Raw genomic sequence first — 23,377 nt, 5'->3', positions numbered from 1 at the left:
GCTCGGTCGCTAAATTTCTCTATAAATTGGTTCATCACCATAAGTTGTGAGATGACTTTGTTAAAACGTCTACTATGTAAATAAGTTGACCTTCGTGACCAACATCGTGTTGGCCCGACGCCCCCAGGAAGCTTTGCTCTGTGCGAAAGCGTAGCGACAACAACAACAAATGTTTTCTGTAGCGAAAGCGAAGTGGCAGCTACAAATGTTTTAACTGTGCGAAAGCGAAGCGGCAGCAACAAAGCCCCCAGCCGGAACGGAAATCAACCACACGTTTTGGTGATGATCCTATACATTGTATAAATACCTAAAAATGCCCTTCTGCATATGATCAGAGGGCTAGGAAAAGACTATTTGTTTTTTGCCTTCATTCGTTTCAGTAAAAATCCACCTTTAAATGATTTAGGCTCGTAAGAAATAATAAAAGCATTCGGTTCATAATGCTCCACAATTTGAAACAATTCTGTCTCACGATTTCTCTTTGTTAATATTTCATATTTATAGCGATTACTATCTCTACCCTCCCCAATATAAATCGTCACAGCAAAGCCTTCATTACGGAGAAAATTCACGAGCTCCTCGTTCTTATTTTGCGTATTGATTGTCGCATAGACATAGCCAATCGCCAGTTTCCGCTCAATTTTAGCGCCTAGAAAAATACCTAAACCAAAACCAGCAGCATAAACAACCATCGCTAAAATACTTTGGTCTCCATTAAAGACAAGAGAAAGGCCGAATACATACACTAACATTTCCAGCATACCGAATATGGCCGCAAGGAACGTAATGTTCTTCACTAAAAATATTGTACGTAACGTTAAAAAAGGTACATAAACTAATTGAAGTATTACAATCAAAAATATACTTTGCATTTTGTAAGAGACCTTTCAAAAGTAGTTTTATATCTATAAATGTATGTCGATATATCGAATTACATTCTAGTGAAATGTTTCTATTTTATAGATTCCCTACTAATTAAAAATTAAACATCTAGTCTCATAAAAAAATGCCACCTACTATAGAAGTAGATGACATTTTGTTTTTTTATTGAAATCCTTTATGCTTCCCATAGCATCAGGAATTCTTTATGCTTTGCCCAATCATCTTGAACAAAATGTTGCGGATAATCGCAGTGACGAACCAACAGGACAACTACGAAAAAGAAGTGCCCCATTTAAATGGCTAGCAATCCGAATTCATCGGTACTTTCTTCTTTATTAGTTCATCTATGTAATACTCTTTTAACCAAACTTCTAATTTCATTTTTTCTTCTGAAGACATATGTGACTCCATGGTTACTTGTAGTTCTTCAATAACTTCTTTAGCAGTTTTCAAATTCATTTATAACCATCCTTTCCATATGGTTCATAATATTCCACTCCCATCTGTATTTCAACAACCAATTTTTACCACTGTTTTTTTGCCCCTGTACTTACTATAAGACACGACTATCTCCTTTCACCTTCTAAACCGCCATAATGGGTAATTATATTTCAAAATATTCAGACGAATATAACAAATAGCTATGTTTACTTTCAAATTCAAAATGCAGTTTATTTTCTTTACTCAAAAGTAGCGGTTCAAAAGATAGTTGATTGACAAATTACATCGATAGTGTAAAATCACACTTATATGAGTGGTTGAGATTAAGGGGGAGATGCTTGAAATGTTATTATTCTTATTAAAATGTATATTACCTTTCTTCTTAGTGACATTGTTATATATAACTAATATTATTTTTTTATCAAAGAAAACGATAGGTCATGTTAAATTGTGGAGAACTTCAATTGTAGTGGTCAATATTATTGCGTTATGTTTAAGTATATTAATCGTTTTACCATCAATTGCAGTAATTACCGCGATGTCTTTAGGCACAGGTTCGACCTTGAATATAACAGAGGATGATTTTAATTTAGAGGCTGCTACGCTTATTCTGTTGACCATTACTAGTTTTATATATCTCTTCGTTACGAATATTGTATTAACTGTTTTAACAGCTAGAAAGCAATTCCATCAAAGGAACTTGCACCAGAAAGAAGTCTTGCTATAGAAACAGCCTTTTTCCACATAAAAAAATGCCACCTCCTTAAATCTACATCAATAGATAAAAGGAGGCGGCAACATTTATTTCATCAAAATATATAAGGAATTTAGATGAATGTATTAAATTTCTCCATGCATCGGGTCTTCCTTATGCTTTGGCCCAATCATGTTGAATAAAATATTAAGAATAATCGCTGTGACAGAACCACAGACGATACCATTAGATGTTAGAAGAGATACACTTTCTGGTAGTGCATCAAAAATCCCAGGAACAACTGATACACCGACACCAAGACTAACTGCAATTGCAGCAATCATGGCGTTTTCCGCTGATTCATTCATAACAGGTACTAGCATGCCCATACCTTGCGTAATAACCATACCGAACATCGCTAGCATTGCCGCACCAAGTACTGGTGTTGGAATAATTGTTGTTAATGCTGCGATTTTTGGTAAGAAACCAAGTGCTACTAGCAAACCACCTGTGATGTAAATGACTTTACGATCTTTGACGCCTGACATACGCGTAAGTCCAACGTTTTGTGAGAATGTTGTATATGGGAAAGCGTTGAAAATACCGCCGATCACAGATGCAAAACCTTCAGAACGATACCCACGTGCTAAATCTTTTGAATCTAATTTTTTCTTACAAATATCACTTAGTGCAAAGTAGACCCCTGTTGATTCTACTAAAGAAACCATTCCTACAAGCGTCATTGTTATAATCGCAGATGCATTAAATGTTGGCATCCCGAAGTAAAATGGCTGAACCATGTGTAATACGGCAGCATCTGAAACTGGGCTAAAATCAACCTTCCCCATAAATACGCCTAGGATTGTCCCCACAACTAATCCAACTAAAATGGAAATTGCACGAATGAAGCCTGTAGAAAAACGATAAACGACTAAAATAATGACCAATGTAATAAACGCTAAAGCTACATTCGAACCCGATGCAAAGTCTTCTGCGCCTTGTCCACCTGCCATATTATTTAATGCTACTGGTAATAAAGAAATACCGATAATCGACACGACCGAGCCTGTAACAACTGGCGGGAAGAACTTTACTAACTTACCAAAAAAGCCTGCAATAATCATAATGATTACACCTGATGCAATAATAGATCCATAAATATCAGTAATACCTTGTTCAGGATTAGTACCAATTGCAATAATCGGACTAACCGCTGTAAATGTACAGCCTAGTACTACCGGCAAACCAATACCGATAAATTTACCTGAATACACTTGTAAAAGCGTTGCGACCCCACACATCATAATGTCAATCGCCACTAAATACGTCATTTGTTTTGAATCAAAGCCAATTGCCCCACCGATAATCAGTGGCACTAAAATGGCACCTGCATACATCGCAAGTAAATGTTGAATAGCTAGCGTCGTCGATTTAACGGTTTTCATTACGCATTAGCCTCCGGAGCGAATGTTACTTTGCCATCCTCAAGAGAATCTACAATGGCTAATGATTCCACGCGGACACCTTGCTGGCGTAATAATTTCCCACCGTCTTGGAAGCCTTTTTCAATAACAATGCCTACGCCCACAACATTTGCACCAGCTTGTGCGGCGATATCAAGCAAACCTTTAACAGCTTCGCCATTCGCTAAGAAATCGTCAACAATTAGAATGTTATCATCTTCATTTAAGAAACTACGTGATACTGAAATATCATTTGTTTCATTTTTTGTGAAAGAATGTACTTTTGAATTATAAAGATTATCTGATAGTGTTAATGATTTACGTTTACGTGCAAACACTACAGGAGCACCGATTTCAAGCCCTAGCATTACAGATGGTGCGATACCTGAAGATTCGATCGTTAATATTTTTGTAATCACTTGATCAGAGAATCGAGTGGCAAACTCATGACCAATTTCTTTCATAAGCATTGGGTCAATTTGGTGGTTTAAAAACGAGTCTACTTTTAATACAGATGAAGATAGAACTTTACCTTCTTGCACAATTTTGTCGTGTAATAACTTCATTTCCTTTATATCCTTCTTTCTTATAGTAATAAATTTTTACGAGCAAATAACCGAAAGCACCGTGCTAACGCAGCGTCAGTAACACGATGCCGTTGTCACAAAGGCGTTATTATAGAAGAAATACTCATTCCAAATAACAAAAAACGCTGAATACTTTGATTCCAGTCATCTACGAGTGGAGCAAAGCATTCAGCGTAAAAACGTCGAAACGAATAGAAAACATCTTATATAAAGTCTTCTAAAGCATTGCTACCCATAGTCGATTTTTTTACGGAAAATCGGTAGAGACTTGCGAGCCATATTCTCGCTATTATATGAGTGAAATATTATTCAATTATACCTTGGCATTTTTTCCAAAAATGGCACTTTATTCGGTATGTGCTTGTATCTTACACTGAATAAAGTCTGTTTTTTCGGAATTTACTATTATTTTACTAACTTTCGATTGCAAACGTTCGTGTTTTACAATCAACGTAATGATTATATCAGACAATTTTCGAGCTTGCTAGTCATTATTTTGATAAATGGAAGGGCACAGTCATAATAACGATATTTTTGTGAAATAACAGCGACGTGCGAATTAATAGACTCGACTGATTGTGTAACATATGGTGCCATCCTTTTTTTGGTAAAAACTGTGGAATGATCACTGTTACTTGATGGCCTGTTTTCGTACATTGATGTTCAACTTTATCAATAAATTTCATTAACGGCTGTGTAATACTTCGATATGGTGAATAGTATGTGACAAGCCGTACATTTGGCTGCCAAGCTTTCCACTTCTCTTCAAACGCTTTTGCATCCGCTTGATCGAAGGCTACATAAAAGGCAATAACTTTATCAACATTTAATGACTGCACGTAATGCAATGTGTTTTCGACTACTTTCGTAATACCAGCGACAGGTACAATGAAGACATTCCCCTCTACATTCGGTAATTCCTCATGATCTAATCTTAGTTGTTCACCAACTGTTTGGTAATGCAGCTTAATCCGGTGAAACGTCCAAATAATAATTGGTAAAAAGATAAACACTGGCCATACTTGAGGTAATTTTGTCACAAAAAACATCATCGCTACAACGAAGGAAATGACCGCTCCAATCGTATTGATTGAAAATTTAGCCACCCAACCTTTTGGCTTTTCACGCCACCATTTTCGCATCATTCCAGCCTGCGCTAAAGTAAACGGAATAAATACGCCAACTGCATAAAGTGGAATCAAATGTTCTGTTGTTCCATCAAATAAAATGATTAAAACAATGGCCGCTAAACCAAGCATTATGATGCCATTTGAATAACCAAGTCGATCTCCGCGAATCTGGAATATTCTTGGAATAAAACCGTCCTTCGATAAATTGACAGCTAATAATGGAAACGCTGAATAACCCGTATTCGCAGCAAGTACTAATATCATTGCCGTTGTTCCTTGCACTATATAATAAAAAATATGACGACCTACACTTGCCTCAGCGATTTGCGAAACAACCGTTTCTTTCGCGTTGGGAGCAACTCCATAAAAATAAGCTAAGCTCACAATACCTATAAATAAAACTGCTAAAATACCACCCATAGCTAATAATGTTTTAGACGCATTTTTCGGCGCTGGGTCTCTAAAATTAGGAATAGCATTTGAGATTGCTTCAACGCCAGTCAAAGCTGAACTTCCGGATGCAAATGCCTTTAATAATATAAATAGACTGATACCTGCAACTGGTGTACCAACCTTTGGATGCAACTCTGCTGGAACTTGCCCTGTCATTACGTTAAAAATCCCTACTCCGATTAACACCAGCATCACTACTACAAACAAATAAACGGGATACGCTAAAATGGATGCAGATTCTGTGACACCACGTAGGTTTAAAAGCGTTAAACAGATAACAAAAAACACAGCGATTATCACATTATAGGGATGCAAACTTGGAAAAGCCGAAGTAATGGCATCCGTTCCAGCCGATACACTTACCGCAACTGTTAAAATATAATCGACAAGTAATGACCCACCAGCGACTAGACCAGCATTAACACCTAAATTTTCCCGAGAAACTACATAAGCTCCCCCACCATGTGGATACGCGAAAATAACTTGACGATACGAGAAAATAAGTGCAGTCAGTAACACAACTACCCCAGCAGCAATCGGTAGAGAGTACCAAAAGGCAACAGTACTTACTGCCATAAGTACGATTAAAATTTGCTCAGGTCCATACGCAACTGATGACAACGCATCGGACGATAGTATGGCAAGTGCTTTTGTTTTACTAAGCTTTTGTTCCCCTAACGCTTCAGATTTCAATGGTTTACCGATAATATAACGCTTTAATGAGGATTTCATATTCTGCACCTTCTAGTTTCATAGAATGTGTTTCGCATTTCTAAATCGATTACACTTTAGCATAATCGGTTTTGTGCCGTTCACTGGGGCCTTGTTTCATTTTTAGAATGAAGACAAAAAAAGCCTACAAGTCATCACTAAATAAGACTTGTAGACGCTCATTCGTCTGCCAAGCTCCACTTTTCTGCTCTTAACGCTTACGAGGTTAGCTGTCGGATTCGGACCTGAGTAGCCCTACCCTTCAAAATGAAGAGATTCACCCCAAGAATTACTTATGTAATCCGTAAAAATTGGTTCCCCCGCGTCTAATTGCTTCAGCGATTTAGAAATTTGAAACTTTTATAATGATGTCATATTACGCCTGTAATTAAAAAAAGTAAAGAAGAAAATATTTCATTGTCAGGTGGTAAAAACATAGACATATCGATAGTTTGATTACCTACATTGTGCCGCCCCTAATACCAATAAAATAAAAGCTATCTTAAAAGTATTTCTCTACTTTTAAGATAGCTTTAGCATATTAGTCTTCTTTATCTTGTTCGAAGCTTACAATTTCTCCTGTAGATGCATCAACATTAACTTCGTATTCATACTGACCATTTTTAATTTCAATTTCATAAATACCATCATCAAGCTTAGTTTTAGTCACTGTGCCATTTGCTTTCGTTAATGCTTTTTCAATAGCCTGCTCTTTTGTGATTTTAGTTGTTAGAGTAGCAGCAGTTACATGAACATCCAGATCATCGTCATCTCGACGTTCCTTCTTTTGCTTTAACAGCTTCCCTGTATAGGCATCAAATTTCAAGTCATATTCTTCTGTATCTGTATGAACTTCTACCTCATAGACAGAACGATAACTATTCTGGTCTAGCTCAATATCAGCTACCGTTCCATTGACAACCGCTAGCGCCTTTTTCTCAATTTCCTGCATCGTTACGATCCTCTTCTCTTGAGCATTACCTGTTAATAATGTTGTTGAGCCAATAACAGCGCCAACACCAAGTGCACCGACTAACGCTGGGATTAAAATCACTTTTTTCATGTTCATATGTCCATCTCTCCTTTGTTTTATCTCGCACACAACTGGCAGTAAGATCCAGTAAGTGTCCGATTTGTTCAGAGCAACAGATGTTGGTTACACAAGTTGCACCATGGTGTAATAGCTTGTGTTACCCCTTATCCTTCGAAGATGAAGAAAGCCCTTTGAACGAAGTTTCACTTTAACTATTTTTAGCTTATCAAGCAAAGATGAAAGGACGATAAGAGAAACATTAGAATTTCATGAGAAGGCTTTAATGATCTTCATCCCAAGTAACGGACATAACTTTTCCTGAAACTGCATGTATTTGAAAAACAGCTTCGTCATCTTTCGTTTCAATTTCGACTAAATAGTAGCCACCATCCGCTGTTTCCTCATAATCAACTGAATCCACTTCTCCATTTAGCTGTTGGAGGGCAATCTTTATTGCTTGCTGTTCAGAAATAATTTTTTCCACTTCAGGTCGTTCAATTGGTTGAACATTTTTTTCAGATAACACCTCACCTGTAAAAGCATCGAGGGCCAACTCTTTTTGCCTATCCTCTTTTTCAACCCTGACAGTGTAAACATGATCTGTTAACTTAACACTTTCTACACGCCCATATTCTTTTTTAACAAATTGACGTATTTGCGATTCTGTTAACAATAATTTACTTTCTGCCTCCATCAGTTTTAACGCTTTAATTTGTTGAGTAGTAGGATCTAGTATCGCTGTGTAAGTGGCTCTATCTCGCGTAAATATCATTTCATAGTCATTTCCTTGCTTTTTAGCCTTTGTTACATGACCGTTGTAGATTGTTTCAATATGGTCTATGGCCTCTGCTTTACTTAGAGGCTCAGCATGAAAAAAGCGATTTTGAGCATACCATAGTGTTACACTACAAAGAATGATGATGGCAACAATTATCAATAGCCATTTTTTCATTGTTGCCCCTCCTTTGGTACTCCTAATGTAAAGCTTGAGCCCTCACCAAGCGTACTTTTAACATCGATCGTAATGTCCAATTGCCCTGCAAGCTCATGGGCAATAGCCAACCCTAAGCCCGACCCTCCAGTTTTACGATTACGGTCCTCATTCACACGATAAAAACGTTCAAATAAATGGGGAATATGCTCTTTTGGAATCCCCGCTCCAAAATCTTGAATCGTAATAAGAACATGATTGGTAGTTTCTTTAGCATGTAGGAGGACTTCATCCTCACTATATTTTCGGGCATTATCAAGTAAAATGAACAGCAGTTGCCTCAACATTTTTTCGTCACTATAAATAGTATTTGGCATTTTATCCTCTACAATGAATGAGCGATGATAGGCCTGTTGCATTTGTAAAGCAATCTTCTTTAAAAAGGGTTCAAGCTCTATCTGCATGCAATGTACTTCAAAATGCTCGTTATTTTTGGCTAGCTCAAGTAATTGCAACACCATTTCATGCATGCGCGCTGATTCATTCACAATAGCTTGTAGTGATTCCTGTGCTACCTCTTTATTTTCAAAGCCTCTACGTACTAGCAATTTTGCATAGCTTTCAATTACAGTAATGGGCGTTTTTAATTCATGGGAAGCATTCGATACAAATTGCTGTTGCTTTTGATAATGCTGCTCAAGCTTCTCCATCATCATGTTAAAAGTACGATGAATGTTTGTTAACTCGTCCCCACCCTGATCGGGTATTTCAATTTTTTCATACTTACCCGTCGTAGCACTTTTAAGCATCGTTTCATTTAAACGATCGAGTGGCAATAAAATAAGGCGACCGAGCGCTAAACTCGCTAAAAATATAGGTATTGTCGCAACGATTGATACGACCACCAATATCGCTTTTAGCAAACCTAATGTGCTCGCCACTTCTTCCATTGACTGTTGTAATTTTATTTGGACAACGGTTCCGTCCATCCAAATAGCCGGCATCGTAAAGGTAATGTACGGAACATCAGGCATCTCTAGCGTAGCCTGAACTTTCATTTTTAAGTTCTGTCCATCATCAATATAGACTGCGCCATCTGTTGGCATATAAGCTCTTAAAACTTGCTGTAAGTCGGTTTGCTCGTTTATCTGACTTAATGTCGAGCTTAGTTCATTTGCTCGTGCTTGGAGCTGTTTATATTCGGTATTATAAGCAAACTTCTCATACAAAAAGTAAATACCACTATTTGTAGCTACTAATAAAACGAGCATTAATAATGTTGTTAGCAGATGAATTTTTGTTTTAAGTCTCATGTTTGTGCTCCTTTAGCACATACCCTACACCACGCACCGTTTGGATAATTGGTGTATCGTTAGCAGCTTCAAGCTTTTGTCGTACATAGCGAATATAAACATCCACAACATTCGTATCACCGTAATAGTCATAACCCCATACAGCCTCTAAAATTTGCTCCCTAGCCAATACTTGCTTTGGATGCTTTAGTAAATATAAAAGCAAATCATATTCACGGGGTGTCAATTGAAGTTCTTTTCCATAATAAATTACCTCGCGTGTCTGTTCATTCATGGACAATTGCCCGAATGTTGGCTGGGCGTGTTGTAGATTTCCTTTTTGAGAGAATCTTAAAGCAGTCCGAATGCGAGCAAGTAATTCTTCAATATCAAATGGCTTCGTTATATAATCATTTGCTCCAAGATCTAGACCCTTTACCTTATCTTCCACTTCACTCTTTGCAGTTAGCATAATTACAGGCGTCTGCGATTCTGTTGCACGAATCCGTTTTAGTACATCGATCCCGCTCATCTCGGGTAGCATCACATCCAATAAGATTAAATCCCATTGCTGCTCTCGATATTTAAGCAAACCATCTGTCCCTGTATGTGCCATATCAGCTTTATAGCCCTCAAATTGAAGCTCTAACTGTAGAACTCTTGCGATATTCTCTTCATCCTCTATTATTAAAATTCGATTGGTCATGTCGAATCAGTCCTCATCATTTTCTTTTCATCGTAAACGATACTAAGGGTGGAAGTCTAATTAGAAAATGATGAGAAGAACAATAAATTAAGCTCGACCACTAACGCAATCTCAGTACAGCAGTCTTCCATATTTTAATATCCACATCTTATGATCTTATCGAGTGACACATTTATCTAATACTACATATTTAATTTGTGCATACTTTAACTACATTACTGAGCAAAAAATAATAATGGGCAAAAATCTTCACATTTTTTTCCTAAAGCTATAGAATAGTAATATATCGTTTTCCTCTAGGAAACTTTATTTCATTAATGATACTTTTTGAAATGAGGGAACAACATGGTTTACAAACGAATGACAAAATCGTCTGCTGAGGCAGTTTTAGATGGAGATATAACAGGTTGGCGACGAATCTTACCGTTTCTTGGTCCAGCCTTCATCGCAGCGGTTGCCTATATTGATCCTGGCAACTTCGCAACAAATATTACAGCAGGTTCACAATATGGCTATTTATTGCTTTGGGTAATCGCTTTTTCTAATTTAATGGCCGTGTTAATTCAATCCTTGTCGGCAAAGCTTGGTATTGCTACAGGTAAAAATTTACCCGAAGTATCACGTGAACATTTTTCTAAAAAAACATCTATCTTTTTATGGATCCAGGCTGAATTGGTCATTATTGCAACCGACCTTGCAGAATTTATTGGTGCCGCATTGGGGCTGTACTTGTTATTCAATATTCCAATGCTGCCTGCAGCGCTTATTACAGCAGTTGGCTCATTTGCTATTTTAGAATTGCAGCGCAGAGGCTTTAGAGCATTTGAAGCAGGCATTTCTGGCATGGTGCTTATCGTCGTATTAGCATTTGCATTCCAAACATTTTTAGCACAGCCAAATTGGGGCGAAGCAACAATGGGCATGTTCACGCCGCGCTTTGAAGGAGTCGATTCTATTTTACTCGCAACGGGTATTTTAGGGGCAACTGTCATGCCACACGCTATTTACTTACATTCTTCGTTAACCCAAAATCGCATCGTTGGCCGAAATGATAAAGAGAAGAAATGGATTTTCCGTTTTGAGTTTATTGATATTATTATCGCGATGATTATTGCCGGTGCCATCAATATGAGTATGCTTATTATTGCTGCGGCAGTATTCCATACACAAGGCGTAGTAGTTGAAGATTTAGATATTGCTTATAGTGGATTAAAAGAGGCGCTTGGTCCGATGGCGGCAGTGTCCTTTGGTCTTGGCCTTCTCATTGCAGGGCTTGCTAGTTCTTCAGTTGGTACACTCGCAGGTGACGTTGTGATGCAGGGCTTTATTAGAAAAAAAATACCGCTCTATTTACGCCGCGCTGTTACAATGTTACCGCCTCTAGTCATCATTGCATCCGGTGTGAATGCGACTTATGCACTTGTCCTAAGTCAGGTTATTCTATCCTTTGGTATCGCATTTGCTCTTGTACCGCTTGTACTCTTTACGAGTAAGCGTGACATTATGGGAAGCCTAGTCAACCATCGTATTACTACTATATTAGGATGGATCGTCGTGGTGATTGTAGTTACTTTAAATGTTTATTTATTATGGCAAACAATATTTGCTTAAAAAAATGCCAGACACAAAGACCTTAATTTGGTTTTGTGTCTGGCATTTCTACATGTAAGAGGATTACACCATAACGTGTGGTTGATTTCCGTTCCGACTGGGCGCGCGCTATTCCTTATCCTTATATATCTATCTTCTCAATGTTCCGAAATGATAAGTAGGCCACGCTTATACCGATAATAGCTAAAATGATAGGTATAAAAATAATATCATATAAGGTGAAGTTACCCGAATTTGATGATACGACCGATACAATTAATATAGATGATAAAATCGTTGCCGGAATAGAGTATTTTCTCATGCCGAAATACAACGGTATTAAAGCGATGCATGATGCTGAAACTGCATTCATGATCACAGCGGGAATTCGTTGTATGATGATAGATACCGATAACGTATCTGGGAGCAATTGAAAACTCTCACTAACAGCACAAAAAATTGCTGTGACAAATATAGTCGATAAAACAATTGCACTAAAGGTAAAAAGAACAACTATGGCTAGCTTTGAAGCAATTAGTTTTTTTCTATTGATCGGGTACATAAAGGCTACAGTGATCGTTCTATATTTAAATTCTCCAATAATAAACTTGGCGATTAACACACTAGCAAAAATAATAAATACTGCTCTTACAATTGAATCTATCATGCCTAATGCCGTCTGATAAGTTCTAAAATCCACATCTCCTTCTACTTTAGTAATAAATATAAGCATAAATATAACAGCTAGTATTATAAAATTTGCGAAAACAGCTCGTTTTATATAGGAACCAATATGATATTTTTTCATTTCTAACCGCATTAAATTAAACACTAGTGGCACCTCCATTGATTAACTTCAAGAAATAATCCTCTAATGAGCTTGTTTTTTTGCTAATGCCCTCAATTTCAATATCATGCTCAATCAATGTTTTAGATAGCACCTTTTGCGAAGCTGTCAATTCATAAATTCGAATACAATTGTCATCCACCAGTTTGAAATTAGTAATATTTAATTTACTTTCTAAAATAAAGGCAGCCTTTTTCCCATCATTAATAATCAATTCAATATAATTTGACTGACTACGATTGACAGCGTCCATAGATACTTCCTTCATTAATCTCCCATCCTTAATAACTCCAACTGTATCTGCCAACTGTTCAATTTCACCCAAAATGTGGCTAGAAATCATAATAGTAATGCCATACTCTTTACAAAGCATCTTGAATAACTCTCGAAGCTCTTTAATGCCGACTGGATCTAGCCCATTAATCGGTTCATCTAAAATAAGTAGTTCCGGCTTCGTAATAATTGCACGAGCAATACCCAAGCGTTGTTTCATTCCAAGGGAAAAGTCTTTTACACGTTTATTTTCCGTGTTTGTTAGTTTTACTAAATCTAGAACATGCGCAATTTCTTTCTTGTCATAATAGCCCATATATTCGCAATGTAATTCTAAAGTTTCCTTTGCCGTTAAATCTTCATAAAAAATTGGGTATTCAATAATCGTCCCCATCCTTTTCAGCACTTCGTATGAGCGGTCATTTAATTTCTCACCAAAGATTTCAATATCTCCACTCGTTGGCTTCGTAAGGTTTGTTAGCATTTTCATGACTGTCGTTTTACCGGCACCATTAGGACCTAAAAAACCGTAGATCTCTCCTTTTTTCACATGCATAGTAACAGCAGAAACGACTTCTTTCCCCTCAAACACTTTCGTGAGCTGGTTTGTCTTCACAATATATGTCATGTAAATCTCTCCCTTACATTTAACTATCCTTATTATAAAAAATGAAACTCTCTAATTTATTAATGGATTCTTACAAATTTCTTAAGCGCAGAAGAAAAGCTTGTAAAGCATTTTAAATGCTCTACAAGCACGGCTGTTCAATACATCATTCGTTTTAGTGAAATCGTAAAAATGGTCTTCTCATATGGAATACTGGAAAGCTGGATGGAGCCATCCATTAATTCTACAAGACGTTTTGTAATCGTTAAGCCAAGTCCACTCCCTTGGAAGGATTTATTTCTAGAATCCTCAAGCGTATACATTCTTTCAAAAACATTATCAATATGATATTCGTCAATCCCTTTACCACGATCCCATACATCAATACAAATATTCGTATCATCAGTTCTTACTGTGAGTCCAATGATGTTTCCTGCCGCCCCATAGGCAATCGCATTTGACAATAAATTATTCAAAACTCTATCTAATGCTTCCTCATTACCAAGTGCATATACAGATATCTCAGGTATTGTTATATCAATCTCTAATCCCAATGACATGACCATATCGTAAAATGATAAAATGTTTTTCCGGCAAATTTCACTTACGTTAATTTTCGTCATTGGGTAATCTGTATCTCCAGCCTCCAATTTTGCCAAATCAAAAAATGTATGGATTATTTTTAATACGTCCAATGTTTTCGAATGAACGCCTGTGAGCAAGCGCTGCCGCTCCTCGTCACTAAGGGATGGCTGTAGCTGCAGCATTTCCGTATAACCGAGCACAACTGTTAAAGGTGTTTTAAGATCATGTGAAATATTGGCCAACATTTTTTTCATGGAACCTTCCATTTTTCGATGTGTTACTTGCACTTTTTGTTTGTGGTCTAACAATGCATTCATCGCGATTAGTAGCTGCTGTAATTCTTGATTAGCTGTCGATACTAAAATCTTTTCGTTCGATTGTTCATCAATGATTGTTTGCAGCTTTTGATGCATGTATTGAATCTCAGCATCTTGTTGTTTCTTTGCCTTCATCTGAAAAATAATAATTCCTACGAGTGAAACAATAATTAGCAATAGACATATAATCATGATGTTTACCCTTCAAATTTGTAGCCGATCCCCCAAAGCGTTTTAATATACTTAGGGTTGGACGGATCGTCTTCAATTTTTTCTCGTAATCTTCTTATATGTACATTAATAATATTTTCATCTCCATAGTAAGAATCATTCCAAATCAATTGATAAATTTGCTGCTTCGTATAAACTCGATTACGATTTGTCACAAATAACGTTAAAATAGCAAATTCCTTTGACGTGAGCTTTACATTTTGTCCATTCTTCTCAACCGAAAAATTAACAAGATCTATCGATAAGTTGTCTATCTCTACTATATCTGCCTTATCCTCTACTTGACTGGAGTATTTTGTAGCTCTTCTAATTGCGGCTTTGACACGTGCAGAAAATTCTAGCATCGAAAACGGCTTAGCGATATAATCATCTGCCCCTAATCCTAATCCTAATGCTTTATCAACATCACTATCCTTCGCTGACATGATGATAATTGGAAGTGATGCTTGCTCTCGTATAATCTTTAAAACTTCTAATCCATTAAGCTTCGGTATCATAATATCCAAGATTACTAAATCAAAGGGATTGTTTAAACAATTTTGTAATGCTTCTTCTCCATTTACTGCAGAGGTGACAAGGAATCCCTCCATCGTTAAATAGCTTTCTACCATTTCACGAATGGCTTCATCATCTTCTACTAGTAAAATGTGCTTTTGCATTTCCATGCACCTCTATTCTAAAATGTAAAATTTCATTTTAACGGCTCCTCATCATAACGATTATCTTAAGATGTGATCCTTTATCAATTGAAGCGGTAATAAACTAGTTTCATACAAATCACCTGTGATAGTAATAACTAGTTCTTCCTTTGGCCAAATAAAAATATATTGCCCCCCAAAGCCTAATGCAAAGAAATATTGATTATCTTCCGAAAAAGCTTTAGTTTCATTCTGTTTATTTACCCACCAATGCATCCCGTAATAACCGATTTTTTCATAAGTCATCAAATTCGGCTTTATCGAATGGTTAATCCAATCCTCTGAAACTATCCTTTTCTCGTTATATACGCCTTTCTTTAAAACTAAGAGCCCTACTTTCATCATATCTTCTGCCTTTAATAAAAGACCATCTGCCCCTTTACTAATTTTCTTCTTATCCTCGTACCACTGATATTCTTGAATACCTAATGGTTGAAATAAATAACGATTGGCAAATTCTTTTGTTTTCATATTCGTAACTTGCTGCAATATAGCAGATAGTATATGGGAGCAACCCGAGTTATAATTCATATGCGCACCCACTGGATGTACCATTGGACGATTCACTATAAATTTTACTATATCAGAATGAAATACCATAGGAGCAAAACAATTCCATTCTCCGAATTCCGGGAAATCTAACCCTTCCGTCATTGTTAAAAGGTGATATATTGTCATATCCAACTTACGTTTGTCATCTTGCCGTTCGAATAGTTCAGGAAAAAAAGAATGGATAGGTATATGAACAGATTCCAAATATTTATGATCTATTGCAATGCCAAATAAAATTGAAAGAATACTCTTTGTACAAGAATTAATTTTATGAAGTTTCTGTTGTTGTTTGTTGTTTTTATAGTATCGAAATATCGTTTTACCGTGACTATTAATCAAAAAAGTATTAATCTTTTCTTTTTTTAATCTGTTTTGTAAAAATGGATAGTCTATCATCTTCCCCCTCCTTTGATTATTTGTCCTCACCTATTAAGATTTACGTGCAGTTATTTCTATTGAATGAAGATAGGTGGTATACGTTTCAATAAATTCCATAACCAAAATTTAGTGGTTATTCATTTCTAAAACAGTTTACCATATTAAGGTTGGGTACCAAAAATGGATGGACGGTCTGAAAAACTATAAAAACGTATCAGTGTTCACTATTATGGGGATGCAGTTTTTGAGGCTTAAAGGATTTTACTTTTCACTGACAGTTTTTTCTCTGACAAGATTATATGTTTGAGCTTGTAAATTCATTTTTCAACTAAAAAAACTGCCCTGCAAGCCATTTTCTACGGCTCACAGGACAGTTTATTATTTATTAATCTACTTTTAAATCACATTGCTCAAGCGGAAGCATTTTTGTTTTATGCTTAATTTTATAGCCAAGCCATAACAGTAAGAACAGTGGAATACCGATATACGAGACAAGGACTCCGTACCAATCTACTGAACCACCCATAAAGGCATTGTAGTTTTGTCCAATAACAACAATCATACAAACTGTAAAGGCAAATAGCGGACCGAATGGGAATAATTTCGCTTTATACGGCAACAATTTCGGATCTAATCCCTGTACGTCGAACGCTCGACGGAAACGGTAATGGCTAAATGCAATTCCTAGCCAAGCAATGAAGCCAGACATCCCAGAGGCATTTAGAAGCCACATATAGACCACACCATCACCAAAGAATGAAGCTAGAAATGCTAGGGAGCCGACAGCTAAAGTCGCCAGTAATGCGTAAATTGGAATACCTCGACGGCTTAGTTTAGCGAAAAATTTAGGTGCATGTCCATCTACCGCTAATTGCCAAAGCATACGAGAAGATGCGTACAGCCCTGAATTCCCTGCTGACAGCATTGCCGTTAGAATGATAGCATTCATCAATGATGCGGCAAAGGCAATTCCTAAACGATCGAACACCAGTGTAAATGGTGAAACAGCGATATCTTCAGATAGCAAACGTGCATCTGTAAACGGAATCAACAGACCAATTGCACCGATCGCTAAAATATAGAATAAAAGAATTCGCCAGAAAACGGACTTAACAGCTTTCGGAATATTTTTACCAGGATCATCTGTTTCACCTGCTGTTATTCCAAGTAATTCTGTTCCTTGGAACGAGAATCCCGCAGCTAAGAAAATACCAAATGTAGCAAGGAAACCACCGTGGAATGGTCCATCACTAATAAAGAAATTCGTAAATCCTACCGGAGCGTTTCCTCCTAAAATACCAAATATCATTAAGAAACTGATGATAATAAAAATGATTACAGTTACAACCTTTATCATGGCAAACCAATATTCACTTTCACCATAGCTTTTTACCGATAATAGATTGAACGATAATACAACAGCGATAAATAAAACAGTCCAAAGTGCTGATGAGCTATCTGGGAACCAATATTTCATAATCAATGATACAGCAGAAATTTCTGCCGCAATTGTAATTGCCCAGTTGTACCAATAGTTCCAACCAAGTGCAAAGCCTAGAGCTGGATCCACAAATTTTGTAGCATACGTACTAAATGAGCCCGATGATGGCATATAGGCTGCCATTTCACCTAAGCTCGTCATTAAAAAGTAAACCATGATACCGATTAATGCATAAGCAAGAAGTGCACCGCCAGGACCTGCTTGTGCAATGGCACCACCACTAGCTAAAAACAATCCTGTACCGATTGTACCGCCTAATGAAATCATTGTAATGTGACGGCTTTTTAATTCTTTTTTCAACTTTGGCGCTTTATGGCCGAGCTGATTGACTTTAATTTCACTCACAATTTAACTTCCTTCCTTTTAAGAGGCGAAAAAAATGCCATCACATGAACGGCAGTGATGGCTAAGTAAATCCTCTGTTCTTTCAAAATGATAGCTCAACACGTTGTCCAAACGTGACAGTTCTGTTCCTTTCGGAGACAGCCCCAGCATGAGGTTTTCAAGTCCCCTCACACTTCGGCAGTATTTCCTTTCAACTAATATCTTAAATGCTTGTCATTTCCATTAGCATACTCTTAAATACCGCGACCTCTACCTCAATATAAACATGAGGCATATTATTAAATTTATGATGAATATTATTCTAACATATGACATATGGCATTTCAATAACTCAAGTAACATTCTATATTTTGTGAATTTTCAACTATTTTTATTATTGTGATAAAGTGGTATAGTGGTTCAATCATAATTGTTCTAACAGGGGGGATTTATTTGACTACTCATGAACATACCGATACTTATCCTAGCAGGAAAATTAACTGGAAAGGTACAACCCTATTACTAGTGATCGGCGTAATTTGTATTGCCTCGACATTACGGATGCCGCTAACAGTTGTTGGACCTATTATTTCCTTTATCCGAGAAGACCTCGGCATATCCTATGCATTAGCGGGCTTTCTAACAACAATCCCATTGCTAGCATTTGCAATTATCTCACCTTTCGTACCAATTGTCGCACGTAAAATCGGGCTAGAACTAACATTATTTTTATCGACTATTCTTTTGGCATTAGGGATTGTACTGCGCTCCCTCGGTACAACTAGTTTGCTCGTATTTGGCACTGCGCTAATTGGTATTGCCATTTCATTCGGTAACGTACTTATTCCAGGATTACTTAAATTGAAGTTTCCTTATCACGTAGGTTTACTTATGGCCTTTTTCACAATGTCGATGAATTTGACAGCTGGGCTCGGCGCTGGCATTAGCTATCCTGTTGCCCATTCATCAATTGGCTGGCAAGGTGCACTGGCAGTCGCACTTGTTCTCGTGGTGTTAACCATTTTAATTTGGATTCCACAGTTGAAATTTAATAAGCCGGAGCCTAATGTTAAAACTACGAAAGAACGTACACCTTTATGGAAATCACCTGTAACTTGGGCAGTAGCGGGAGCTATGGGATTTCAGTCGTTATTATTCTATACAACCGCTGCTTGGATTCCTGAAATATATATAGCACAAGGATTAGCTGCAGATCGTGCAGGATGGATGTTTTCCATCATGCAATTTTCACAAGTACCAATGGCCTTAGCTGTGCCTATTATCGCTAGTAAAATGACATCTCAGCGACCTCTCGTATTCATGTTTACGGCATTTTACTTAATTGGTTTTATCGGACTAGTAATGGAATGGACAAACCTCGCTATACTTTGGATGGTACTACTAGGCTTAGCCGGAGGAGCTTCATTCTCATTAGCGATGATGTTCTTTACATTACGTACCCGTACCGCTTTTGAGGCAGCTGATTTATCAGGTTTTGCACAATCATTGGGGTATTTATTAGCTGCAATCGGCCCAATCTTATTCGGTTATTTACATGATATATTCGGTGGCTGGGATATTACTGGTTGGTTATTTGTTGTCGTAGCATTCATACTCTTCTTATGTTCATTTAGAGCTTCTAAAAATGAATATGTAAATTAAAAAAGGTAGCGCATGATCTTATTTCAGCGGGTGTTTGGACACCCGCTGAAATAAGTTAACGTGAGCTGCCTTTTTCTATTAATAAGGTGGTTTCTGATAAAAATAGTTCGGTGTATTGTAAACATTAACATAAGGCTTGTGATAAATATGAGTTGTAGCTGGCGAAAGAGGTGGAATCAACCATGTCCAATTGCCTGTAACCTCACGATTTGCTGCTGCTTCTGCTTCCTCAAACAATTTAAATTGTTGTGCAGCTGTATGATGATCTACAATGCTCACCCCATCTTCTTTAAAAGAATGTAGAACGGCCATATTCAGCTCAACTAATGCTCGGTCACGCCATAGAGATGCCTGTTTAGCTGTATCAAGGTTAAAAATTTCTGCTATAGCGGGTAGCATATTATAGCGCTCATGATCTGCTAAATTACGTGCCCCGATTTCTGTACCCATATACCAACCATTGAATGGAGCTGCCTCAAAGTCGATACCTGCCATTTGGAAGCGCATGCTCGAAATAATCGGCACTGCATACCATTTCAATCCTAGCTTTTCTACTTGAGAAGATTCTGGATGGCGAATCGGTACCTCTAGCACATATTCGTCAGGGATTATAAACACTTGTGGCTCTCTATCATCCACCTGTACGACAAGCGGTAGCACATCAAATGCTGTTCTCTCACCTTGCCAGCCAAGTGATTCACATACTTTCGTAAACGCAACGGAATGCGGATCACCAACGATTCCATATTCCGTTTCATAGCCTGCATAGCGGATTAGCTGATGATTCCATATACGAACTCGTCCTGGTGCAAAAATCGTTATTGTCGGACGAATTTTCCCATCATTTGTTGCGTATTGAATATGTTTAAGCAAAGCGTTGAAGATATCCTCTTCATGTGAAAGATCACGGGCATCAACAACATGTAGCGATTGCCAAAACAATCGACCAATACACTTATTACTATTACGCCACGCCACTCGTGCACCAAAGATTAGTTCTTCCGTTGTCGGTATATATTCTCCAGCTGTTTTAATACATTGTAATTTATTTTCTAGCCATATTTTTGACTCGTTTTGCTCTACTTGATAAAGTTCTAAAAATCGTTGTACTTCATGTAAATTCATATCGAACTCCTCCATCTACCCTCATATTAGAGGAATGGAACTATTATCACCACGAAAAAATCTGCAAAAAAACATACATATTTTATATATGAAATACTTTGTTCAATATTTCTTATCATTTTTGGGATTAGGGAAGAGATAGACATCTTCGCTTCAAGTGCTATTATGAGAATTTCGGGGGATTATACCTTTTTGTATGTAGAAATTGGTTATACAAGAGATATCTTCAGTTGCAAAACCGATTTTGTTTATCATGATTAAGCCCTTCGCAATACTTAGGAATAGACGTTATTACACGGCCATTAGAAATAAAACTTCCTTAACACAAAGGGTGATCCTTTTTAGCTTTTAATTGGCATAAAAAAAAGCATGTTACACGAATGTGCAACATGCTTGATGACCCCTACGGGATTCGAACCCGTGTTACCGCCGTGAAAGGGCGGTGTCTTAACCACTTGACCAAGGGGCCGTGGCTCCGAAGGCAGGACTCGAACCTGCGACAACCTGATTAACAGTCAGGTGCTACTACCAACTGAGCTACTTCGGAATAATGGTGGGCCTAAATGGACTCGAACCATCGACCTCACGCTTATCAGGCGTGCGCTCTAACCAGCTGAGCTATAGGCCCATTATTTTGGAGCGGGTGATGAGAATCGAACTCACGACATCAGCTTGGAAGGCTGAGGTTTTACCATTAAACTACACCCGCAGATGGTGGGTCAGGACGGAATCGAACCGCCGACACTTAGAGCTTCAATCTAATGCTCTACCAACTGAGCTACTGACCCGGAAAAAATATGGAGGAGGTAGAGGGATTCGAACCCCCGCGCGGTGTTACCCGCCTGTCGGTTTTCAAGACCGATCCCTTCAGCCAGACTTGGGTATACCTCCGTAATATATAAATGGTGGAGCCTAGCGGGATCGAACCGCTGACCTCCTGCGTGCAAGGCAGGCGCTCTCCCAGCTGAGCTAAGGCCCCATGTTAGGAAAGATGGTCGGAATGACAGGATTCGAACCTACGACCCCTTGGTCCCAAACCAAGTGCTCTACCAAGCTGAGCTACATTCCGATACTATTAGGCTTTATTTGGCGCGCCCGACAGGAGTCGAACCCATAACCTTCTGATCCGTAGTCAGACGCTCTATCCAATTGAGCTACGGGCGCATTTATAAAAACTGATGAGCCATGAAGGACTCGAACCTTCGACCCTCTGATTAAAAGTCAGATGCTCTACCAACTGAGCTAATGGCTCCTATTAAAAAATGAATGGCTGGGGTACTAGGATTCGAACCTAGGCATGACGGAATCAAAATCCGTTGCCTTACCGCTTGGCTATACCCCAATTATTAAAATGGGGCGACTGATGGGAATCGAACCCACGAATGCCGGAACCACAATCCGGTGCGTTAACCACTTCGCCACAATCGCCACTATATATAATCACAGCAGTGTTTGATAACGAGTACCTAGAAACCTGGCAGGGGCAGTAGGAATCGAACCCACACCAAAGGTTTTGGAGACCTCTATTCTACCGTTGAACTATGCCCCTAAAAATGGTGGAGGGGGACGGATTCGAACCGCCGAACCCTAAGGAGCGGATTTACAGTCCGCCGCGTTTAGCCACTTCGCTACCCCTCCAAGGGATGATGCCGGCGATAGGAGTCGAACCCACGACCTACTGATTACAAGTCAGTTGCTCTACCAACTGAGCTACACCGGCAAAAAAAAAAAATGGCGGTCCCGACCGGGATCGAACCGGCGATCTCCTGCGTGACAGGCAGGCATGTTAACCGCTACACCACGGGACCATTTTGGTTGCGGGGGCCGGATTTGAACCAACGACCTTCGGGTTATGAGCCCGACGAGCTACCACTGCTCCACCCCGCGATAATAGAGTGCTTGATTAAAAAATGGTGGAGGATGACGGGCTCGAACCGCCGACCCCCTGCTTGTAAGGCAGGTGCTCTCCCAGCTGAGCTAATCCTCCTGGGTATAATGCCTAGCGACGTCCTACTCTCACAGGGGGAAGCCCCCAACTACCATCGGCGCTAAAGAGCTTAACTTCCGTGTTCGGTATGGGAACGGGTGTGACCTCTTTGCCATCATCACTAGACTATTGTCGACCTCCAATACACGGCGTATTACTGCGTCAGCTTCTCTCGTTCAATCGGTCACGTACAGAGGTACGCTCCCTCATTCACTCGTTTGCTTCCTTGTACTACTTGTGTCTTGAAGCTCTCTTCGGCTTTCAATATACATCGCATTTCTTCATCAGCTTCAGTCGTTCAGTCAGTCACGTACTTGAGTACGCTCCTTTCCTCTCTCCATCGCTTCCTCGAACTACTCGTATCTTGAAACCCTTGA

19 protein-coding genes, 18 tRNA genes, 1 rRNA gene and 3 riboswitches are annotated in these 23,377 nt (G+C 38.4%); of the genes, 3 read left to right on the top strand and 35 right to left on the bottom strand.

Annotated elements, in window-relative coordinates; genetic code table 11:
* Positions 1 to 350: 350 nt before the first annotated feature.
* Positions 351 to 872, bottom strand: a complete 522-nt coding sequence (locus tag B1B04_RS19265; RefSeq protein WP_079562997.1) for a DUF2179 domain-containing protein — start codon at positions 870 to 872, stop codon at positions 351 to 353.
* 310 nt (positions 873 to 1,182) lie between these two features.
* Positions 1,183 to 1,341: a hypothetical protein gene (locus B1B04_RS25755; RefSeq protein ID WP_170939023.1), complete on the bottom strand. Its 159-nt coding sequence runs from the start codon at positions 1,339 to 1,341 to the stop codon at positions 1,183 to 1,185.
* Between the two features lie 325 nt (positions 1,342 to 1,666).
* Here B1B04_RS25755 and B1B04_RS19260 point away from each other — a divergent pair, with 325 nt between their 5' ends.
* Positions 1,667 to 2,050, top strand: coding sequence for a hypothetical protein (locus tag B1B04_RS19260; RefSeq protein WP_079562996.1), 384 nt, complete (start codon positions 1,667 to 1,669; stop codon positions 2,048 to 2,050).
* 113 nt (positions 2,051 to 2,163) lie between these two features.
* Here the strand turns inward: B1B04_RS19260 and B1B04_RS19255 are convergent, their stop codons facing one another.
* From B1B04_RS19255 to B1B04_RS19225, 7 genes are all read right to left on the bottom strand, one after another.
* Positions 2,164 to 3,462, bottom strand: a complete 1,299-nt coding sequence (locus B1B04_RS19255; protein ID WP_079562995.1) for a nucleobase:cation symporter-2 family protein — start codon at positions 3,460 to 3,462, stop codon at positions 2,164 to 2,166.
* A complete protein-coding gene (locus B1B04_RS19250) occupies positions 3,462 to 4,046 on the bottom strand; it encodes a xanthine phosphoribosyltransferase (RefSeq protein WP_079562994.1) in 585 nt (194 codons plus the stop codon). Before B1B04_RS19250 ends, B1B04_RS19255 begins: the two co-directional genes overlap by 1 nt.
* A gap of 236 nt (positions 4,047 to 4,282) precedes the next feature.
* Positions 4,283 to 4,384: riboswitch (purine riboswitch) on the bottom strand.
* Positions 4,385 to 4,558: 174 nt separating this feature from the next.
* Positions 4,559 to 6,382 (bottom strand): APC family permease, encoded by a 1,824-nt coding sequence (locus B1B04_RS19245; protein WP_079562993.1) that lies wholly within the window; start codon positions 6,380 to 6,382, stop codon positions 4,559 to 4,561.
* A 180-nt stretch (positions 6,383 to 6,562) separates the two neighbouring features.
* Positions 6,563 to 6,712: riboswitch (cyclic di-AMP (ydaO/yuaA leader) on the bottom strand.
* Positions 6,713 to 6,902: 190 nt separating this feature from the next.
* Positions 6,903 to 7,430, bottom strand: coding sequence for a PepSY domain-containing protein (locus B1B04_RS19240; RefSeq protein WP_170939022.1), 528 nt, complete (start codon positions 7,428 to 7,430; stop codon positions 6,903 to 6,905).
* 244 nt (positions 7,431 to 7,674) lie between these two features.
* Complete coding sequence (locus B1B04_RS19235; protein WP_079562992.1) at positions 7,675 to 8,346, bottom strand: PepSY domain-containing protein; 672 nt, start codon at positions 8,344 to 8,346, stop codon at positions 7,675 to 7,677.
* Positions 8,343 to 9,638 carry a sensor histidine kinase gene (locus B1B04_RS19230; protein WP_079562991.1) on the bottom strand — a complete coding sequence of 432 codons (1,296 nt, stop codon included), beginning with the start codon at positions 9,636 to 9,638 and terminating at the stop codon, positions 8,343 to 8,345. Before B1B04_RS19230 ends, B1B04_RS19235 begins: the two co-directional genes overlap by 4 nt.
* Positions 9,628 to 10,323, bottom strand: a complete 696-nt coding sequence (locus tag B1B04_RS19225; RefSeq protein ID WP_079562990.1) for a response regulator transcription factor — start codon at positions 10,321 to 10,323, stop codon at positions 9,628 to 9,630. Before B1B04_RS19225 ends, B1B04_RS19230 begins: the two co-directional genes overlap by 11 nt.
* Before the next feature lie 345 nt (positions 10,324 to 10,668).
* Here B1B04_RS19225 and B1B04_RS19220 point away from each other — a divergent pair, with 345 nt between their 5' ends.
* Complete coding sequence (locus B1B04_RS19220) at positions 10,669 to 11,934, top strand: Nramp family divalent metal transporter (RefSeq protein ID WP_079562989.1); 1,266 nt, start codon at positions 10,669 to 10,671, stop codon at positions 11,932 to 11,934.
* A gap of 121 nt (positions 11,935 to 12,055) precedes the next feature.
* On the opposite strand, the gene B1B04_RS19215 is transcribed toward B1B04_RS19220, so the two are convergent.
* The 6 genes from B1B04_RS19215 to B1B04_RS19190 all read right to left on the bottom strand — a co-directional run bounded on the left by B1B04_RS19215 (position 12,056) and on the right by B1B04_RS19190 (position 18,247).
* Complete coding sequence (locus B1B04_RS19215) at positions 12,056 to 12,745, bottom strand: hypothetical protein (protein WP_079562988.1); 690 nt, start codon at positions 12,743 to 12,745, stop codon at positions 12,056 to 12,058.
* A complete protein-coding gene (locus tag B1B04_RS19210) occupies positions 12,738 to 13,661 on the bottom strand; it encodes an ABC transporter ATP-binding protein (RefSeq protein ID WP_079562987.1) in 924 nt (307 codons plus the stop codon). The genes B1B04_RS19215 and B1B04_RS19210 overlap by 8 nt, the downstream gene beginning before the upstream one ends.
* Before the next feature lie 137 nt (positions 13,662 to 13,798).
* A complete protein-coding gene (locus tag B1B04_RS19205; protein ID WP_079562986.1) occupies positions 13,799 to 14,734 on the bottom strand; it encodes a sensor histidine kinase in 936 nt (311 codons plus the stop codon).
* Positions 14,735 to 14,739: 5 nt separating this feature from the next.
* The gene (locus B1B04_RS19200; protein WP_079562985.1) at positions 14,740 to 15,432 is read right to left on the bottom strand and encodes a response regulator transcription factor; all 693 of its coding nucleotides are present in this window, start codon (positions 15,430 to 15,432) and stop codon (positions 14,740 to 14,742) included.
* Positions 15,433 to 15,492: 60 nt separating this feature from the next.
* On the bottom strand, positions 15,493 to 16,419 hold the full coding sequence (locus B1B04_RS19195; protein ID WP_079562984.1) for a serine hydrolase domain-containing protein: 927 nt from the start codon (positions 16,417 to 16,419) through the stop codon (positions 15,493 to 15,495).
* 367 nt (positions 16,420 to 16,786) lie between these two features.
* On the bottom strand, positions 16,787 to 18,247 hold the full coding sequence (locus B1B04_RS19190) for an amino acid permease (RefSeq protein WP_079562983.1): 1,461 nt from the start codon (positions 18,245 to 18,247) through the stop codon (positions 16,787 to 16,789).
* An 83-nt stretch (positions 18,248 to 18,330) separates the two neighbouring features.
* Positions 18,331 to 18,507, bottom strand: a riboswitch (Lysine riboswitch).
* Positions 18,508 to 18,679: 172 nt separating this feature from the next.
* On the opposite strand from B1B04_RS19190, the gene B1B04_RS19185 reads away from it, so the two are divergent.
* Positions 18,680 to 19,888 carry a CynX/NimT family MFS transporter gene (locus tag B1B04_RS19185; protein ID WP_079562982.1) on the top strand — a complete coding sequence of 403 codons (1,209 nt, stop codon included), beginning with the start codon at positions 18,680 to 18,682 and terminating at the stop codon, positions 19,886 to 19,888.
* A 78-nt stretch (positions 19,889 to 19,966) separates the two neighbouring features.
* On the opposite strand, the gene B1B04_RS19180 is transcribed toward B1B04_RS19185, so the two are convergent.
* The 20 genes from B1B04_RS19180 to rrf all read right to left on the bottom strand — a co-directional run bounded on the left by B1B04_RS19180 (position 19,967) and on the right by rrf (position 23,126).
* Positions 19,967 to 21,013 carry a nitric oxide synthase oxygenase gene (locus tag B1B04_RS19180; protein ID WP_079562981.1) on the bottom strand — a complete coding sequence of 349 codons (1,047 nt, stop codon included), beginning with the start codon at positions 21,011 to 21,013 and terminating at the stop codon, positions 19,967 to 19,969.
* Positions 21,014 to 21,410: 397 nt separating this feature from the next.
* Positions 21,411 to 21,482 (bottom strand) — tRNA-Glu (locus B1B04_RS19175).
* 1 nt (position 21,483) lies between these two features.
* Positions 21,484 to 21,560, bottom strand: a tRNA-Asn gene (locus B1B04_RS19170).
* Positions 21,561 to 21,564: 4 nt separating this feature from the next.
* Positions 21,565 to 21,641 (bottom strand) — tRNA-Ile (locus B1B04_RS19165).
* Between the two features lie 7 nt (positions 21,642 to 21,648).
* Positions 21,649 to 21,722, bottom strand: a tRNA-Gly gene (locus tag B1B04_RS19160).
* 3 nt (positions 21,723 to 21,725) lie between these two features.
* Positions 21,726 to 21,801: transfer RNA gene (locus tag B1B04_RS19155), tRNA-Phe, on the bottom strand.
* Between the two features lie 10 nt (positions 21,802 to 21,811).
* A tRNA-Ser gene (locus B1B04_RS19150) sits at positions 21,812 to 21,904 on the bottom strand.
* Positions 21,905 to 21,916: 12 nt separating this feature from the next.
* Positions 21,917 to 21,992 (bottom strand) — tRNA-Ala (locus tag B1B04_RS19145).
* A gap of 13 nt (positions 21,993 to 22,005) precedes the next feature.
* A tRNA-Pro gene (locus B1B04_RS19140) sits at positions 22,006 to 22,082 on the bottom strand.
* A gap of 18 nt (positions 22,083 to 22,100) precedes the next feature.
* Positions 22,101 to 22,177 (bottom strand) — tRNA-Arg (locus tag B1B04_RS19135).
* Between the two features lie 15 nt (positions 22,178 to 22,192).
* Positions 22,193 to 22,265, bottom strand: a tRNA-Lys gene (locus B1B04_RS19130).
* Positions 22,266 to 22,280: 15 nt separating this feature from the next.
* A tRNA-Gln gene (locus B1B04_RS19125) sits at positions 22,281 to 22,355 on the bottom strand.
* A 10-nt stretch (positions 22,356 to 22,365) separates the two neighbouring features.
* A tRNA-His gene (locus tag B1B04_RS19120) sits at positions 22,366 to 22,441 on the bottom strand.
* A 47-nt stretch (positions 22,442 to 22,488) separates the two neighbouring features.
* Positions 22,489 to 22,562: transfer RNA gene (locus B1B04_RS19115), tRNA-Trp, on the bottom strand.
* A 5-nt stretch (positions 22,563 to 22,567) separates the two neighbouring features.
* A tRNA-Tyr gene (locus B1B04_RS19110) sits at positions 22,568 to 22,651 on the bottom strand.
* 9 nt (positions 22,652 to 22,660) lie between these two features.
* A tRNA-Thr gene (locus B1B04_RS19105) sits at positions 22,661 to 22,733 on the bottom strand.
* Positions 22,734 to 22,745: 12 nt separating this feature from the next.
* Positions 22,746 to 22,821: transfer RNA gene (locus tag B1B04_RS19100), tRNA-Asp, on the bottom strand.
* A gap of 4 nt (positions 22,822 to 22,825) precedes the next feature.
* A tRNA-Met gene (locus B1B04_RS19095) sits at positions 22,826 to 22,900 on the bottom strand.
* A gap of 24 nt (positions 22,901 to 22,924) precedes the next feature.
* Positions 22,925 to 23,000: transfer RNA gene (locus B1B04_RS19090), tRNA-Val, on the bottom strand.
* A 10-nt stretch (positions 23,001 to 23,010) separates the two neighbouring features.
* A 5S ribosomal RNA gene (gene rrf, locus B1B04_RS19085) occupies positions 23,011 to 23,126 on the bottom strand.
* Positions 23,127 to 23,377 lie beyond the last annotated feature (251 nt).

It is taken from the genome of Lysinibacillus sp. KCTC 33748, assembly GCF_002237755.1.
Lineage (GTDB): Bacteria > Bacillota > Bacilli > Bacillales_A > Planococcaceae > Lysinibacillus.
This window is presented reverse-complemented; position numbering and strand designations above follow the sequence as displayed.